This window comes from Bacteroides sp. f07 (genome assembly GCF_042854785.1).
Taxonomy (GTDB): domain Bacteria; phylum Bacteroidota; class Bacteroidia; order Bacteroidales; family Bacteroidaceae; genus Bacteroides.
The window spans coordinates 1,206,294-1,219,721 of record NZ_BAABXI010000002.1 but is presented as its reverse complement, the minus strand read 5'-3'; the positions used below and the strand labels follow the sequence as shown (position 1 = coordinate 1,219,721).

Genomic DNA, 13,428 nt, shown 5'->3' with positions numbered 1-13,428 from the left:
ATTACAAAATGAGAAAATTCATTTTCAAGCCCTTATTATTAATTGCTCTATTTTTATCTCCTCAGATAATAAATAGTCAAAGTAAAGGTTATCCTACCCCCGACCGTTCTAAAATAATAGCTTTCCCTGGCGCAGACGGCGCCGGGAAATACACCAGCGGCGGAGCTGGTGGTGCAGTCTACACAGTAACTTCACTAGCCGACGACGGTTCCGAAGGAACCTTTCGCTGGGCTATCGGTAAGGAAGGCTCCCGCACCATCGTCTTTGCCGTAAGCGGAACCATTGAACTTCAGCAACCATTAAGAGTCAATAATGGCGATGTCACCATAGCCGGACAAACCGCTCCGGGTGATGGCATCTGCCTGAAAAACTATACTTTCTCTATTCAGGCAGACAACGTAATTGTTCGTTTTATCCGATCACGTATGGGAGCCGACATCAAACAAAAAGGTGATGATGCAATGAATGGCACAAAAGCTCACAAGAATATTATCATCGACCATTGTTCTATGAGCTGGTGCACAGACGAATGTGCGACTTTCTACGGTAACAGCAACTTCACTCTTCAATGGTGTCTTATCAGCGAAAGTCTCGCCAACTCCATCCACGAAAAAGGAGCACACGGCTATGGTGGTATTTGGGGTGGACAGCCTGCCACTTTCCATCATAACTTATTGGCTCATCACACCAACCGCACTCCCCGCCTTTGCGGAAGCCGCTATACCGGCAGACCGAAAGATGAAAAGGTTGAATTATTCAACAATGTGATTTACAATTATGGCAGTGACGGTGCTTATGCTGGTGAAGGTGGTTCTTACAACTTCATCAATAATTACTATAAGCCCGGCCCTTTCAGTGCAACGAAAGCCTCTTTCAAACGTCTGTTCACTGCCTATGCAGACGATGGCAAGAACAAAAACGCAGCAGGTGTTCACGGTGTATTCTATTTCAACGGCAACTATATGGATCCAACTTGCTCAAAGCTGACGGACAAGCAAAAAGAAGCTCTATACAAAGTGAATATGGACAACTCTTACGGTCTGGTCATCAAAAAAGACTTTGCAACCGAAAAAGAAGTACTATCCAAAAAAGCATTTGATATAGCGGAACATACTTCCCTGCAACCGGCAAAGGAAGCCTACAAAGACATTCTCCTGTTTGCAGGCGCTTCCTATCGCCGTGATGCCGTAGACCGGCGTATTGTAGAAGAAACCCGTAAAGGAACTTATACCCATGAAGGTTCTCACGGAAGTACAAACGGAATGATCGACCAACCGTCCGATGTGGGCGGATGGCCTGAATACAAATCAGAACCGGCTCCTCTAGATACAGATGGTGACGGCATACCCGACGAATGGGAAAAGAAACATAATCTGAATCCCAACGATTCGTCTGACGGTTCCAAATATACTTTAAGTCAAGAATATACAAACCTGGAAATATATATGAACAGTCTGGTCAATCATTTATATCCTAAAAAATAGAATAAACAAGCATATAAGAGGGGGAAACTTTTAACTGAGTTTCCCCTCTTCTTATACCATATATTATTATCTTCCCACCTTTTCCTTATACTCCGTCGGCGTCATCCCCACCTGCGCCTTAAAGCACTTACTGAAATAACGCGGGTCATTGATTCCGACCATATACGAAATCTGCGTCATATTAAACTCTCCGGTCTCAATCAGTTGCGTAGCACGTTTGATACGGATTTCCTTGATAAACTCAATAGGTGCCAGTCCGGTAAGCGTTTTCAGCTTTTTGAAAAACACCGAACGGCTGACAGCCAGTTCGCGCACCAAATCATCCACCACCAGTTCGCCATTATCCATGTTCTGCTCCATCAATTCCACCAGCTTATCCATAAACTTACGGTCATTGGGAGACATATCAGGCACAGTCGGTTGAGCTTGCGATTGCGGTTGAGATGTCGGTTGCGGTTGAGGTTGCGATTGAGATTGCAGTTCCTGCCCCGTTCCAACTTTACTTTCTTCTCCAGATACTTCACTCGAAGATGCAGGCAATTCCTCGGAAGCGGCAGCCATATTGATATGCATCAGGCTCTCCCGATAGAAAGTTTGCAGCTTCTTCCGCTGCATCAGCAAGTTTTCCACACGGGCTTGCAGATACGTGGCGCTGAAAGGCTTCGTTATATAATCATCCGCGCCATACTCCAACCCTTCCAGTTTGCTTTCAATCGTTGTCTTGGCAGTAAGCAGAATAATAGGTATATGGCTCGTCGTCATATCCGCACGTAGTTCCCTAGTCATCCCGATACCGTCTTTCTCCGGCATCATCACGTCACTGATAATAATATCCGGCAAATACTTCAATGCCTTGCTCCAGCCTTCCAGTCCGTCGGCAGCCTCCACCACCCTGTACATCGGACTGAATATACTACGCAGGAATTGACGCAATTCCTGATTATCTTCCACCAGCAGCATTAACTCCTTGGAGTTATCTTCCGCCACCGATTCCTCTACCGAAGACGATTCTTCAGTTCCCGGCCCGTCTGCCGACACCAAAGTTTCAGACTGGAGCGACGCATTGGCTATATCCACCACCTGCCCCATTCTAACCGGAGTTTCCGCATCCTCAAGGATAAATTCCACTTCTTCGTCATAATGCTCTTTCCCTTTCAGGAAATCAACCTTGAAACAACTTCCTTCCCCCAGACGGCTATCAACAGAAATTGTAGCTTTGTGCATCTCCACAAGCTCCTTCACCAGCGAAAGCCCGATTCCTGTGCTAGCCTGATTGAAAAGATTCCTGTCCACCAGATTCTCAAAACGGACAAACAACGATTTCTTCTTATTCTCCGCAATGCCGATACCCTGATCCTGCACACCGACAGAGACGGTATTCTCATCTTCGCGGATAAAAACCGTAATCATCTTCCCGTTCGGCGTATACTTAAAAGCATTGGAAAGCAGATTAAACACAATCTTCTCCAATTTATCCACATCCACCCAAAGATAAAGATGCTGTTTCTCCGTCTCGAACAGAAAATCAATCCGATGTTCCTCGGCAACGGCTTCAAAGTTATCCATCACCTTACGAATAAAAGACACCACATCCACACGCTGTACCTGCATCTTCATCTTCTTGTTCTGAATCTTGCGGAAATCCAGAATCTGATTGACAAGACGGAGCATACGGTTCGTGTTCCGCTCTACCACCACCAACTGCTCACGGGCATCCTCCGGCAGTCTGTCATTCTTCAGGATTTGTTCTACGGGGCCGGCTATCAGCGTAAGCGGAGTGCGGAGCTCATGAGAGATATTAGTAAAGAAACGCAGCTTTATATCCGAAATCTGTTGCTCTACGGACACCTCATGTTTCAACCGATAAATAGTAAACAGGATATAAACAGCCACAAGAATGATAATCAGAATAAACAACACATAAAGCACATAAGCCACCGGAGTTTCCCAGAAAGAGGGAAGAATGACAATACCCAGCGTACGCTCATTATCCACCCACACACCGTCGCTGTTCGTAGAACGGACACGAAGCACATACTCCCCTTTCGGAAGATTCGTATAGGCCACATTACGCTGCTTGTCGGCAAATGTCCACTGTTTTTCAAATCCGTCCAGAATATATGCATACTGCACATTCTGCGGGTTGGTATAATCGAGTGCCGCAAACTGAACGGAGAAGATATTCTCTTTGTGCGAAAGCACCAATTGTTCCGTATCATCAATATCCACCTGCAACAGCGATTGCCTGCCGGGCACAATTTCCTCATTGGATACCATCAATTTGGAAAACACGATAGGCGGGACATAACTGCTCTTACGAATAGAATCCGGATTGAAGATAAAGACTCCGCCACTGGCTCCGAAAAGCATACTGCCGTTCGTTGTCAATGCGGAAGCCGCCTCGCTAAAGCGTACGGGGAAAGTAATACTACGTTCATCATAGCTCTCGAACCGTTCTTCGGACGGAATGAACTTACAGATGCCATTCTCCGTACTTATCCACAAGTTCTGTTTATTATCCTCGCGGATAGAAAGCAACACATCCGAAGGAAGTCCGTCCTGCACCGAATAAGATTTAAACGTTCCGTGACCGTCCTCACTGATAGAAACCAATTTGTTGAGTCCACCGCCAAAAGTAGCCAGATAAAGTTCTTTATTCTTAGTCGGAATAACCCAGTGCACATCATTATTACTCAGACTTAGCGTATCATTCGGCATACGGGAGAAGTGGTAGAACTGTACATCTTCCGGCTTCTTGAAATTCTCGTCGAAGGCGACAGCACCCGTCGTCGTTCCCACCCACAGGCGACCGTTATTGTCGGAAGTGATAAAACGAGCCTTGTAGCAGGGATCGATAGGATACCCTTTCAGGTTGTTCCGATGATTGATAAACAAGACCTTACCGTCCTCATTCTCCGTGATATAATTGATACCGCCTGCAAAAGTAGCCGCCCAGATTCGTCCGTTATGGTCTTCGTACACGCAATACACATTGTTGTCACTCAAACTATACACATCATCTTCATGGTGAAGATAACGGGTCAGCTTATACGACATTCCCGAAGGAGAAGTTGCATCGGCACGGATAAGCCCGTCCCCTTTTGTCGCAATCCAGATACTCCCTTTCGAATCCTGAATGACAAAATAGGCCGTTCCCTTCATGGGAGTGCCGGTAGTGGAGACAATGCCGCTTTCCGTCAGATATCCCTTATAGATTCTGTCGGCATCATACAAACGGAGTATACCGTCCTTCACACCTACCCAAAGATTTCCCAATTTGTCTTCACAAAGGGCACGTATTTCATTATGAATCGACTCGTATTCCTGCGGCACGGGAGTCATCATCGAAAAAGGTACATTGCGATAAGTCACCTTTTCCAAACCTTTGGAATGGGTACAGAGCCACAGATTGCCTTGCTTGTCGGAGAAGGCCGAATGAATCTTATTGGAGAAACGCCAGTCACGGCTGCCCAGCCCGTTATAAAAAGGAACCAGCCGCTTCTTTTGAGGATCGAAATAAGAGAAACCACCCCCGTAAGGATGCACCCAAAGATAACCGTTCACATCTTCATGAATATGAAAAGCCGGACGGGAACGTTCGGGATTACTGTATTCGATAAGAATCCGCTCACACGTCACCACCCCGGTGGCCGGATTGAAATGAGCCACCACGCCCGGTTCTTCCTGCTCGAACCAGACTTCCGAGGAACGGTCTACATAAGCGGAGAGAATCGGTTTTGCCGGTAAATCCCTGCAAGTCAAAAATGAATAATGTACCGTTGCTTTCGTTTTCAGATTATAAGTAAAGAAACCGTCCGAATCGGTAGTGACCACCGACAGTTCCGGTGCAACCATATGAATGGAAGTGATCCGTCCTTTGGTTGGAAGCTCAAGCAGTGTAAATTCTCCGCTTCCTTTCCGGTATAGCCAGATACGACCGCGATCCGAAGCAAAGCAGATATCCTCATCACGCTCTTGTACGGCATAAAAGGCCTGGTTCATTCCGCCGAACTTTCCTTTAGTCTCCGTAAAATAAGAAACAGGTGTTTTTTCTCCGGGACAAATCATGCCGAGTCCGTTGTCTGTCAGCAACCAGTCATTACCGGCTTTATCCTGATGAACTTTAAAAACGTGTGAGGAAGGAAACAATTCCGTTTTACCGGAATAAATATCCCATGTCAGACGATTATTCTTGTCCGGATGGGTAAGGATACGAATCGCCCCGTCGTTTTCAGTCAACAGCCAGACGGTTCCATTCGGCATCACTTCGATAGTATGTATGTTGAATGCGCTCCCCTCCTCACCGGTAGCCGGCACTTGTTCGAAAGTTTCCGTTTTGGGGTCGAAACGATGGACACGATTATCATAAGTCAACAACCAGAGAAAACCGTAACAGTCCTCGTACATACGGTCTACACGATTATTGGTCAGACTGATGTAATTTCCCTGACGTGCCTTGTATGTCTTGAATGTATATCCGTTGAAACGGTTGATTCCATCCCAGGTGGCAAACCAAAGGTTGTCTTTATGATCCTGAAGGATATTCATCACCGTATTCTGTGACAATCCGTCTTCTGTGGAATAATGGGTAAAAAAACTGTTTGTCTGCGCCTGTACGGCCGTCCAGACTAGTAAACTCGAAATAGCCAGATATAAGATTCTTTTCATCATCGATTATGCCCTTAATAATTAATGGTGCTTATAACGAACGGACAAATATAAGAAAATAACAATAGTTTGGCATTATCTTTATCAGCTATTTAACAGAATCGGAGGAGATTACTTAGATGAGAAGCGCCTTCTCCATCCCCGTACTACCCAGTCAGTTATTCGGGATGCCAGCGACTCGTCCAGGTTTGAAATGATTACTCTCTCAATGGCATGAACCCGCTCCAGTTCTGCATCAATCACTTCCGACATCTTTTCTAATTCGTTAATCCTTTCTTGTTGTTGATTGATTTGTATTTCCTGCAATTTGATGACTTCATGATATATTTTGTTCATTGCAGTCTGATTATAACTAAACATTTCCAAATCGTCCAGATAATCTGCCGAAATCCGACATGTCTTTCGCCAAATCAAATATTCTTCAAGTATCTTACCGTCTACCAAAACTTCGTCCCCTCTTTTACGAGTTCCTTCAAATTTTTCCAATTCTATCCAAAGGCGAATGGTTTCTTCCTTTATTCCATACTTTTGGGCGGCTGCTTCCAAGCTTATTAATCCTGACATAGTGTTTGTTTTTTAAGTGTTTAACAATAAGGAGTATATAACAGTATATCGAATGACAGAAGAAGCATTCATGCTTTCAGATTCCCAATCGGCAGGGCGAATTGGTTGGGTCATTCTAAGGGTTATAAAAGACCGACCGGATATAAGAAAGGCATGAATGCTGCTGTATCATATATCCATCTTCAGGCTAGCTACACCCTCTACAAGATAATGATAACAACAGACACCCACGCCAATCATTTATATATAACACATCTTCTACGAATATGTTGATATACATCCGTTCACGTGGAGTATCTGTCGTATCATCCCTCTGTATAAAATTAGCTATTTTGAAGATGAGAGATAATACGTTTTTACTCCATTTAGAAATAAAAACCGCTTTCCGCCTGTTCATCTCGCTGATGGGCAGAAAGCGTGCGACAAAGATATATATATTTTTTTAATACAAGAATAATACAGAGTAGAAATAATGTGCAAATGTCTGTACCTTTGTAGTACTGAATCAATATAGTCATGATACATACTGTACCTAATCCTAAAATGACCGTTCATGAAGTTGAAAAGTTTCGTGACAACTTCCGCAAGTGTGTATCCGATAAACCCACACTTAAAGAAAAAAAGCAATAGAAAATAATATCCTTTCGGGTACAGTCAACGTTTTACATCCAGCAACTTATTTCCATCTTCCGCAGGATTCCAACCATCATCCCCTGCCAGAACTGTTTTTATCTCATATCCTTTCAGATTCTTCAACTGACGGGCGAAAGCAGCACGCGCTTTTGGGTTGGCTCCCTCGCCACGGCTCTCATATTCGGCGTAAAAGGCAGTTTTCTCGTTCTCCTTTTTACCCCAGTTATTCCAACCTTCGGGAAGAATGTGTTTTCCCAGTTCGCAACGGATAAATACAGCCTGAGCATACGGACGCCAGGGACGGGAAAGATATACTTTTGTGGCTTCCGGTTCTGCGGTGAGCTTGCAGTCGTAAAAGACGTAACCGTACTTTTTCCCTTTGTCGGTAGAAGGAGCAGTCACATAGCCGTCACGCTTGCTGTGAATATGGCAGCGGTTGAACACAGCGGTAGACCAGCCGAAGATAAAATCGACGGTTCCTTCGATGTAGCAGTCTTCGTAATATTGGCGGCTTTGTTTGCTGTAAGTGTAGAGGGTATCTTGGAAACCTAAGAAGCGGCAATTCTTGAAATATGCACGGTCGGCAGAAACAAAGCAGGCGACGGCTTGCCCTACGGGACCGGATGAGTTTTCGAATGTGATATTCTCGGCATAAAAGTCCGGAGCATAGATATAGCAACCGGACGAACCGGAAGTTCCCATGTTTTCACCGAATACGTTTTTCTTATTGGCGAAATCGTCATTAGTCAGTACTGCGCCATCCTCTCCTATCAAGGAGATATTAATCTTGCTTTCAGGGATGATAATCTTTTCTTTGTAAGTGCCTTTGCGGACCAGAATCGTGGTACGGATATTTTTACGGAAGTCGGGGACGGCATTGATTGCTTCCTGCACGGTAAAGAAATCACCGCTGCCGTCTTGGGCTACCACATATTCGTAATGACGGATATATTTTGCCAGTTCGGGGATTTCCCTGCCGATGGCATCAACAGCCAAACCTGCGATGATTCGCGCTCCGTAGACATTCAAATGAGTATTGTCTTCGCGGCCTTTCGGGAAAGCCGGAACCTGATTGGGAGCGACAAACATAAACAGTTTTTTCGATTCTACCGGTCCAAGCTCTTGCACCAGGTCATGAGTGATTTTATTCATATCAACAAACACAACTCCGAGTTCTTTCGCAACATTACGGGGAGAATCCAGATAAGCACCATGAGTATCGAACAAGACCGTTCCTTCTTTGGGTTGCTCTTTTTCCCCCGGTGTCCGGCGGACATCTTTAGTGATGGAAGCATCTTGCGGTTGGACGAAGTTACGACGGACGATGGAATTGAACAATACGGGGATACCGCCTTTCGCACGGGTTTCGTTTACATAACGACGGAGATTGTCGTCGAAAGTAGTTCCCGGCTCGGTGTGACGGGTAGAGTCCGCTTTTTCATCGTTATGTCCGAACTGGATAAAGACATAATCGCCTTTTTTCACTTTGGAGATGACTTTTGCCCAACGTCCTTCGGTAATAAAACTCTTGGAACTGCGTCCGTTGGCGGCATGATTGTCTATTTTTATGTCTTCGGAGAAGAATCCGGGAAGTACCATTCCCCAGCCACGCTCAGGATTTCCGCCGTCCAACTTCTTATTTGCCATAGTCGAATCCCCTATCATAAAGATAGTTACGACATGTTTGTCCGCACGAAATGCAGAACAAAGAACAAAGGCAACCGCCAGTAATCCTAGCATTTTAGCCCTGAGTGTTTTCATATTCTTCATACCTTCTATGAGTTTTTATTTTTCATTTTTATCTGCCATCTGCAACATTTTGCTTGTATCTCACTTGCTATCAACCCATTGCAGTGTTGCAGATACCTGTTGCAGATACCGTTGCAGATGTTTATCTGCAACACTGCACGTCCGCCTGTTTTGCACGCATCCAATTCAGTTTCCACGTAGAGAAATTCCGGTTTCCACGTAGGGAAACGCAAGTATCCACGTAGAGAAACGCGAGTATCCACGTAGGGAAACTACAGTTCCCAGCCTGGAAACGGGAGTTCTGTGCCTGGAAACAGGAGTTTCGTACTTAGCTACTGGAAAGTTCAAGCTACATAAGCAGTCGGTAACCTTATTTATTTCTACTTATAAGGATACCAGTTACTGTTTTCTTTAAAGATATTCTCCGGTGTGTACCTCAATGCTTCCTTTTTTGTGAGTTGTTTTCCCCATCCGACACGTCCCGATGTACCTGCACCTTCGCCAGTATTTCCAAATTCGGCATAACGGGCTGTCTTTTCATTCTCCGGATTCTTCCAGTTATGCCATCCTTCGGGGCGGATATGACTGCCAAACTCACAATTAATAAACACCGTAGCGGCGTAAGGACGCCAGGGGCGACCTAAATACACCTTTTTCACTCCCGGAGCAGCGGTCAGTTTACAGTTTTTGAAGACATAGCCGAACTCTTCATTTTGAGGAGTCGAAGCGGCGGTAATATACGAATCACGTTTGCTATGCAGTTCGCAATATTCAAAAAGTGCCGTAGAAGGACCGAATATAAAGTCGGTAGTACCTTCTATATAGCAGTTGGTGAATAAAAGACGGGCTCCTTCCGAACCGGTATAGACAGTATCCTGATTGCCGAGGAAACGGCAATTGACGAACATCAGCCGGTCGCCTTCGGTATGAAGGGCCACTGCCTGCCCCAAAGGAGCCGCATTATTCTCAACCGTCAAGTTCTTGAAAGTGATGTCATTGCCTTCCACCTTGACGGTATAAGTGCGGAATGTTCCCATTTTGTTGATATTGGCATGGTCATCGTACGTGATAATCGTCTTTTCTTCACTCTCGCCTACCAATTGCACGTTTTCCACCCAAGAGGGAATCACCAGTTTTTCTTTGTACGTGCCATTCTTGATATAAATAGTCACCGTGTAGTCCATAAAAGCGCGGACGGCTTCCACTGCTTCCTGAACAGTACGGTAATCTCCTGTGCCGTCACGTGTCACGACCAACGTATCTTTGCGTTGCTGTTGCTGCGAATAGACCGATGTCCCCCCTGCACTCAACAGTAGAAACAACATCATTCCTTTAAAAAATGCCCTTTTCATCGGTAGAAATTATTTTTGTAAACGTTCATACTCCAAGCTCGCCATGATAAAAGGCCCCACTGCTTTGGGGTCGTTATTGCGGATAGTTTCGTTGATATAATACTCATAATCTCCGGAACGGTAGACCTTTCCACCCAGTCCGGCTACGGCACAGGCCTTGGTGATGGTCACCAATCCATCCTTATCCACTTCGATAAAGTTTTTCAGGAAACCTTTGTACCCTTTCAGCGCCACATCAAGGTAAGACTTATCAATATATCCCAGACGGACTGCCTTGAATAAGGAATAAACAAACATGGCGGAACAGGATGACTCAAGATAATTTCCCTTCTCACCACTCTTGTCGAGCACTTGATACCATGCTCCGGTCTTCGGGTCTTGCAGTTTCTTCACCTGAACGGCAATGTTATCCAGAATAGCGAGCAGGGAATCCCTTCCGGCTTCATGCTTCGGAATAAACTCCAAGGCATCTACCAATGCCATGGCATACCATCCCATAGCACGTCCCCAACTGTGTTTGGACTGTCCGGTCACCGGATCTGCCCAACGCTCGGTGCGGCTTACATCGGCAGCATGACGGTACAGACCGTTTTTCGGATCGTACGTATGACGGGCACAGGTGACAAATTGGTTGATTACGTCTGCATAATCCTGCGGAAGATTGTTGCGGAACGCATATTCCGCATAGAAAGGAGCCCCCATGTAAAGTCCGTCCAGCCACATCTGATACGGATAAATCTTCTTGTGCCAGAAGCCGCCGTCCTCATTGCGCGGCTGTCCTTCGAACTGGCTGTAAAGCAAATCGAGCGCTTTCTTATATTTGGGATTCTTCGTCTGCTCATAGATACGGAAAAGAATCTTTCCGGAGTTGATACGGTCGAGACTGTAATCGGTTAATTTATAAGCGGTAATCGTTCCGTCTTCATGAACCATTGTATCTGCGTAGGCGATGGCGTAATCGCGAATTTTCTTGTCGCCGTAAGTGTCGTAAACGTCGAGCATAGCTCCCAGTTCCAGTCCGTGGCAATAATCCCACTTCAACTTCGGCTGGAAGTCGAGCTGCCAGGATTCGGGATAACGGATTATCTCCGATTCAGTCATCCGTACAGACCAGGGCAGCTTGCTGTCTACCTGCTGAGAGGATGCCGGAAGGGCGATTGCGACCAGTAGAGCCAATATAAAAAAATTATAAAAAGAGGTTCGTCTCATGGTTTGTCATTTTAAGGATTAAACATACGAGTCTTTCACGGTACGAAAGTAGTGTTTTTCCGTTAAAGCCAGTGGGATTTTTTAATCAAGTAGGTGCATTTTTTGTTTTTCGTGCACGGAAACGACTAATTTTGTGCACGTAAACGTCAAAAATGTCCATTTTTGACGTAATATCTGATAAATTAATTGTTTCGTCTTGGAAGAAAGCGGAAAAGGTCGTACTTTTGGCACGGTTTACAACTAATACCCTCTGGGGGAAACACAGTAATTTATCATTTAAAACAGAGAAAAAATAGAACAGAATGGAAGAAGTATTCAAGTACATTATCGGTCTTGGAGCGGCAGTGATGATGCCGGTCATTTTCACAATTTTAGGAGTATGTATCGGTATTAAATTAGCCAAAGCGCTGAAAAGCGGTTTATTAGTCGGTGTCGGTTTCGTCGGTTTGTCGGTAGTCACAGCATTGCTTACCAGCAGCTTGGGCCCTGCACTGAGTAAAATGGTAGAAATCTACGGATTGGAGCTGGGTATTTTCGACATGGGTTGGCCGTCTGCGGCAGCAGTAGCCTACAACACATCTGTCGGTGCCTTTATCATCCCGGTTTGTCTGGGTGTCAACTTGATTATGCTGCTTACTAAAACAACACGCACTGTCAACATCGACCTTTGGAACTACTGGCACTTCGCATTTATCGGAGCGATTGTCTACTTTGCTTCCGACAGTATCCTTTGGGGATTCTTCGCTGCTATCATCTGCTATATCATCACGCTGGTAATGGCTGACATGACTGCTCCCGCTTTCCAGAAGTTCTATGATAAAATGGACGGTATCTCCATTCCACAACCGTTCTGCCAAAGTTTTGTTCCGTTTGCTATCGTTATCAACAAACTGCTCGATATGATTCCCGGATTCGACAAGCTGAATATTGACTCGGAAGGTATGAAGAAGAAATTCGGTCTGATGGGTGAGCCGCTGTTCCTGGGTATCGTAATCGGTTGCGGTATCGGAATATTGGGCTGCGGAAGTTGGCAGGAAGTGGTAGACAATATCCCCAGTATCCTGGGACTGGGCATCAAGATGGGTGCGGTAATGGAATTGATTCCCCGTATCACAAGCCTTTTCATCGAAGGTCTGAAACCTATCTCTGACGCTACCCGCGAGCTTATCGCTAAAAAATATAAGAGCAACACAGGTCTGAGCATCGGTATGAGCCCTGCATTGGTAATCGGTCATCCGACTACGCTGGTGGTTTCACTGCTTTTGATTCCTGTCACTATCTTCCTCGCGGTAATCCTTCCGGGCAACCGTTTCTTACCGCTGGCCTCTCTGGCAGGTATGTTCTACTTGTTCCCGATGATTCTGCCCATTACGAAAGGTAACGTAGTGAAATCATTCATTATCGGTCTGGTAGCCTTGACGGTCGGTCTGTATTTCGTGACGGGACTTGCAGGTTACTTCACACTGGCTGCGAAAGACGTGTTTGCCGCTACGGGCGACCCGACAGTGAATATTCCCGCAGGTTTTGAAGGCGGCGCGCTCGACTTTGCTTCCAGCCTTTTCTGCTGGGGTATCTTCCACCTGACTTACAGCCTGAAGATTATCGGCCCTGCCATCCTCGTGGCACTCGCACTCGGAATGGCAATCTACAACCGTATCCGCATGACCAGAAACGATGCTAAAAATGCATTGGACAGTAATAAGGAATAAGTCGAAAAAAACAGAACTGATAATAAGTAGTAGTATATAATATATAATCCAAATAAAAAT

General features: G+C 45.4%; 7 protein-coding genes. 2 read left to right on the top strand and 5 right to left on the bottom strand.

The window, feature by feature from the left end; genetic code table 11:
* Positions 1 to 8: 8 nt before the first annotated feature.
* A complete protein-coding gene (locus tag ACGHVY_RS19695; RefSeq protein WP_390600892.1) occupies positions 9 to 1,484 on the top strand; it encodes a pectate lyase in 1,476 nt (491 codons plus the stop codon).
* A 66-nt stretch (positions 1,485 to 1,550) separates the two neighbouring features.
* Here the strand turns inward: ACGHVY_RS19695 and ACGHVY_RS19690 are convergent, their stop codons facing one another.
* From ACGHVY_RS19690 to ACGHVY_RS19670, 5 genes are all read right to left on the bottom strand, one after another.
* On the bottom strand, positions 1,551 to 6,155 hold the full coding sequence (locus ACGHVY_RS19690) for a two-component regulator propeller domain-containing protein (RefSeq protein WP_390600889.1): 4,605 nt from the start codon (positions 6,153 to 6,155) through the stop codon (positions 1,551 to 1,553).
* Between the two features lie 108 nt (positions 6,156 to 6,263).
* Complete coding sequence (locus tag ACGHVY_RS19685; protein WP_390600886.1) at positions 6,264 to 6,716, bottom strand: hypothetical protein; 453 nt, start codon at positions 6,714 to 6,716, stop codon at positions 6,264 to 6,266.
* Positions 6,717 to 7,370: 654 nt separating this feature from the next.
* Positions 7,371 to 9,119: a pectinesterase family protein gene (locus tag ACGHVY_RS19680; protein ID WP_390600884.1), complete on the bottom strand. Its 1,749-nt coding sequence runs from the start codon at positions 9,117 to 9,119 to the stop codon at positions 7,371 to 7,373.
* Positions 9,120 to 9,478: 359 nt separating this feature from the next.
* The gene (locus ACGHVY_RS19675) at positions 9,479 to 10,450 is read right to left on the bottom strand and encodes a pectinesterase family protein (protein ID WP_390600882.1); all 972 of its coding nucleotides are present in this window, start codon (positions 10,448 to 10,450) and stop codon (positions 9,479 to 9,481) included.
* Positions 10,451 to 10,459: 9 nt separating this feature from the next.
* Positions 10,460 to 11,659, bottom strand: coding sequence for a glycoside hydrolase family 88 protein (locus ACGHVY_RS19670; RefSeq protein WP_390600879.1), 1,200 nt, complete (start codon positions 11,657 to 11,659; stop codon positions 10,460 to 10,462).
* A gap of 302 nt (positions 11,660 to 11,961) precedes the next feature.
* On the opposite strand from ACGHVY_RS19670, the gene ACGHVY_RS19665 reads away from it, so the two are divergent.
* Complete coding sequence (locus ACGHVY_RS19665; RefSeq protein WP_308744667.1) at positions 11,962 to 13,368, top strand: PTS transporter subunit IIC; 1,407 nt, start codon at positions 11,962 to 11,964, stop codon at positions 13,366 to 13,368.
* Positions 13,369 to 13,428: the final 60 nt, after the last annotated feature.

Coding starts and splice junctions, on each gene's coding strand:
- ACGHVY_RS19690 (WP_390600889.1), bottom strand. CDS start 6,155: ATGATGAAAAGAATCTTATATCTGGCTATTTCGAGTTTACTAGTCTGG.
- ACGHVY_RS19685 (WP_390600886.1), bottom strand. CDS start 6,716: ATGTCAGGATTAATAAGCTTGGAAGCAGCCGCCCAAAAGTATGGAATA.
- ACGHVY_RS19695 (WP_390600892.1), top strand. CDS start 9: ATGAGAAAATTCATTTTCAAGCCCTTATTATTAATTGCTCTATTTTTA.
- ACGHVY_RS19665 (WP_308744667.1), top strand. CDS start 11,962: ATGGAAGAAGTATTCAAGTACATTATCGGTCTTGGAGCGGCAGTGATG.
- ACGHVY_RS19680 (WP_390600884.1), bottom strand. CDS start 9,119: ATGAAGAATATGAAAACACTCAGGGCTAAAATGCTAGGATTACTGGCG.
- ACGHVY_RS19670 (WP_390600879.1), bottom strand. CDS start 11,659: ATGAGACGAACCTCTTTTTATAATTTTTTTATATTGGCTCTACTGGTC.
- ACGHVY_RS19675 (WP_390600882.1), bottom strand. CDS start 10,450: ATGAAAAGGGCATTTTTTAAAGGAATGATGTTGTTTCTACTGTTGAGT.